Source organism: Syntrophales bacterium (assembly GCA_030655775.1).
In the GTDB taxonomy this organism is placed as follows: Bacteria; Desulfobacterota; Syntrophia; order Syntrophales; family JADFWA01; genus JAUSPI01.
Genome location: JAUSPI010000130.1, coordinates 1 through 4,221, shown reverse-complemented (window position 1 = coordinate 4,221; position 4,221 = coordinate 1). Strand labels below are relative to the sequence as shown.

Below are 4,221 nucleotides of genomic sequence, written 5' to 3'. Positions count from 1 at the left end.
GCACTCTCACGGCATGTTTTTCACTAAAGCCATGCCTTCTTTTCCTTTGTGGATATAATTATATGCTCTTAGTTTCTGGCTATCATCATTTGCACGTGCAATATAATCCTTACGTTGCATACTATCTCTGAGATTATTCATTGCGGCATACAGCACATTAAATCTGCCTAACAGGTTCTTCTCCATCTTTTCTTCTCTGAACAATCCCACTGATACCAGTTCGGCTACTTCATTAACAAAATCCGCTGCCTGGTAAAATTTATCATTGATATCCAAAGGCATATCAATAAACGCTTCAGGTATATCCGCCTGATATTCCCAGGGTGGCTTTTTTCCCTCTTCCCTGCATTTCTGGTAAATCTTCTCCCTGCGAAGGAGTTCTATGTACTCGGAATCTTGATTTCGTGGGGGGTAATCTTGTAACCAGATCACCAGGGTTTTTCTACCGGGTGGTAACGCGTTAAAATGCAGATTCAGGAAGATCAGGTATTCCACCCTGGTCTCATTCATCTTGAATTTCTCTGCAATCTCTCCCGTATCATATTTATCATGCCCATAGTGGTAAATAAGCAGCATCGCAAGCGCTGTGTTCCTGACCCATCCCGGGGGCATATCAAGTTTTTTGGCGATCCTATCTACGCTCCAGTACTTCCCAATCATATCCAATGCTCTGTGCGTCTCCCTCTGCCCTGGTTTCCATTTGACCATCAAAGGAAAATCCGGATCATCAAGTGCGCTCAAGGGAAAGGCATCGGGGTCTTTGAGAGCCTCAGCTTCGGCCTCCTTCTTTTGGGCAGGTCTGTCAAGACTCTTACCCGTGTTCATTGCTTGAACACTGGTTTTAGTTAAAACTCTATCCGCTGTTGCTTTTGTTTCATTGTTCATTTCTGAGGAACCTATTTCTTCTGTGCCTTTCTCGTTTATATGGTGGACATTATTAGGAATATCACCATGTACCGTGCGAACCAGCGGAACTAGGTTCCGTAGGTTCGCATCTTGCTTATTGGCCATCTTTTCAATCTTGCCAACAGTTCGGTCTGACACCCCAACTTTTTTTGCCACTTCTCTTTGAGAGACCCCCTTGTCTCTCATTTCCTTGATTTTCTTTTCCAGGTTTGCCTTTTCCTCATCCCTGATTGGCTGTAAAACCTTTCTTACATACCTGTCAGAGCACCCCAGTTCATGGGCAATTTTGTAAGTGTCATGGATCTCATCTATTGTCCAGGCGCTTACAATCACCCGTTTAAATTCTTCACCTTTAAGAGGCAGAGAACCTTTTCCATTGAACCGTGCGGCAGCCAGTCTCCACAACTGTTTCGGCGTATCGAAGATATCTGCTGGGATTTTTTCTTTGCCTATTTTTTTCCGTGCTTCCAGCCTGTGATTACCGTCCAGCAAAACATAGGAATCACCGTGCTTAGTAACTTTTACAGGAGGGAACTTCTCGCCTGCTTCCATCAGTTCGACAAACATATTTACCCTGTCAAAATCTGTGTTAAACCTTGGGTAAACACCTTGGCTCTGTGTAATCTTATTTATGCTTATCTCAACCGTTGACCTCATAAAACCTCCTAACTATTTATTTTTTCTTTCTTTAACCCACCTACTGGATCATCAGGGACAATCCGATACCAGGCATTTTTAAACTGGTTAAGCGAAGGGGAAAAGCCTTCATCTTCCAGCTTCTTCATTATTTTTCTGAACGACAGATACCTGAACGTTGTGATGTTTTGCCGTAAAAAGCTTTCAAATGGTGTGTCTTGATTATCTCTAAACTCGTTAAAACAGACGCCTATTCCTCGTCTGTTAACCATTCTGATGGTTGTGATTATTTTATTAAAATCCACATTAAGCACATGGGCAATTTCGATTGACCGTACCCCCTCACTTGCCATAATTATAGCCCGTGCCCTTTTATTCCCGATTTCCTTAAGTGTATTGATCTCCCAATTTCTCAATATTCTTGTGAACCTTTTTATTTCCCGTTCATACTTTATTTTGAAGCAATATCCAGACTTCAAGAAGACATCCAGATGGTCATTGTAGGCATCAATTCTGTCAATGATGATCCTGAGTAGATTTCTTTGTTCCCACTCATCTGCAAGCTCAAATACAAGTTGGAAGCTGTTAAGTGCTGCCTCTAATCGTTTTCTTATTTCAGTTGGGTTTAGATCAAGAAGGCTTGCCTTCAGGGTAAAGAGTTCATTGCGCTGTGCTTTTGTATTTTTCTTAAGAAGATCGATCCGCTTTCCTAAATCCTCCTGGCTGATAAAATCAGTCTCAAACATCTCGAAATATTTATTAACACTGTCTTCATCTCCCTTTATGGAAGACTCTAATCTTCTGATATCTTGCTTGGTTTCCTGTGCCATAAGGATATATTTCTCTTCCTCCTTGATCATTCTCTGGAGGATAAGGTTTTTATCCTTCGCTACAATCTCCGATAATTTAGCCTCAATATCCGCCTCAAGCCTTTTTGCATTAAAGGCTTTTAGAGTACACGCTGATCGGCCTTCGTTTGCCTTCCGAGCACACCGATAGAACCGTTTTCCCAAAGCATAATATCCTGAGCTGACAAGTCCGCTTCCACAGATAGAACATTTCAGCAATCCAGTAAGCAGGTGCTTTGTCCCTGGCGCTTTTATTTGGTGTTTCCTTCTTTGCAGCGCCCCTTGCATTTTCATGTATGTATCCAGGCTTATAATTGGCTCGATATTTCCCCTTACCAGCTCCCCGTCAATTTCGATCATTCCGGCGTAAGTGATATTATTAAGCATCCGTCCTACTACCGCAGAGGAAAATCTTTTCTCGCGTCTGGTTTTAAACCCATTATTGTTTAGATATTCGGCAATGCGTGTAGTACCCATACCGCGGCCAGCCAGGTTAAATATCTTTTTGACCAGTTCACATCCTGGCCCGTTATCCTGCACCAGCATAGATTTGGTTTCATTTATTACAAGACCATAAGGCGGGTTTCCGAGAGGAAGTTTTTTGATACGTTTTCTTGTGTTTGTGATTGCCTTAATTCTCTGGATAATCGAATCTCGCTCAAACTCAGCAACAGTACCCAACATGCCGAGCAAAAGTTTCCCGACAGGTGTCTTAATGTCGAAATTTTCACTGACGGAAATCAATTCAACATTATTTGCTTCGAGCAGTTCAAGAATATTCAACAGATGACTGAGTTTACGGCTCAATCGGTCGACTTTCCAGACCAACACGCGCTCAATCTGTTTATTTTTAACAAGCTTGAGCATTCTCTGAAGTTCCGGCCTATCGAACTTAGCCCCGGAATATCCTCGGTCGTCGAATATTTCATGTTGCCATCCCTGTTCTTCCGCGGTGTGGGATAGTTTTTCTATTTGATTCTCCACCGAGAACCCCTTCTCCGCTTGTTCCTCGGTAGAAACACGTATATAAATTGCTGTAATAATAGCCACGTCTCCCTATATGCCACTCTTGGCGACTTTTTGCGGAGAGACAACCTCCATCTCCGATTGTCTCACTTCAGATTATTCCGCGTAAATTTTTCCTTCCAGCAAACCACCCAAATGGATCTCTCCGAGTACCCTGTCTTCTTTATCTCTCAAAACAAAAGACGAAACCTGATCAGTCTCGATATCGCTTAAGGCATCATTAATTGTCTTGAAAGCCTTTTTTTCACCATGTATCTCAGCGTAAACAGGTAGATTGTTAAAATTCCGCAGAACAAAATCCGCAATATCTTCAACCAAATTCTGATCATTTATAAAAAAATCTCCTTTCAGGATGTGTAAAAAATTAAATAATAAGCATGTTGCACATCGCAGTAATAGTATCTTCTGAAAGCGGGTTTTCTTTTTACGATCCTGTGAGCAATCTCATTTGCGCAATGACCCAACAGGAACTTGTATTATATCAAGGCAAACACAGACAGTCTTACTGTTATTTAGCACCATAATATAAAATATCATTTTTGGTCTAACCATGTAATACAAAAAATACAATCACTGGTCCGGCTGGTAAAAGATATTCATGCGGTTTTTAGGAAGTTGCATTATTCTGTGATCAGCGACAATTAGGATTCCCTGTTAACGACAATTAAAATTCCCGTTTCAAAGATAATGCTGTGCTATCTTTTTCCCTTCTACAAGGAGGGTAAGAGATGGTTGCAGACAGACAAGTCAGGAGGTTATTGCAATTGATTGGGAATGTCAACCGAATTTTGACCATCTGTGATAA

The 4,221-nt window shown here is 41.6% G+C and carries 3 protein-coding genes; all 3 read right to left on the bottom strand.

Going from position 1 to position 4,221, the window contains the following annotated elements; all coding sequences use genetic code 11:
- Positions 1-6: 6 nt before the first annotated feature.
- Positions 7-1,563: a helix-turn-helix domain-containing protein gene (locus Q7J27_06995; GenBank protein ID MDO9528891.1), complete on the bottom strand. Its 1,557-nt coding sequence runs from the start codon at positions 1,561-1,563 to the stop codon at positions 7-9.
- 8 nt (positions 1,564-1,571) lie between these two features.
- On the bottom strand, positions 1,572-3,440 hold the full coding sequence (locus tag Q7J27_06990; GenBank protein ID MDO9528890.1) for a recombinase family protein: 1,869 nt from the start codon (positions 3,438-3,440) through the stop codon (positions 1,572-1,574).
- A gap of 72 nt (positions 3,441-3,512) precedes the next feature.
- Positions 3,513-3,734 carry a hypothetical protein gene (locus Q7J27_06985; protein MDO9528889.1) on the bottom strand — a complete coding sequence of 74 codons (222 nt, stop codon included), beginning with the start codon at positions 3,732-3,734 and terminating at the stop codon, positions 3,513-3,515.
- Between the last annotated feature and the right edge of the window lie 487 nt (positions 3,735-4,221).

What these genes read in the sequence shown, in the direction of transcription:
- Q7J27_06995 (MDO9528891.1), bottom strand. Translation starts at nt 1,563, where the DNA reads ATGAGGTCAACGGTTGAGATAAGCATAAATAAGATTACACAGAGCCAA.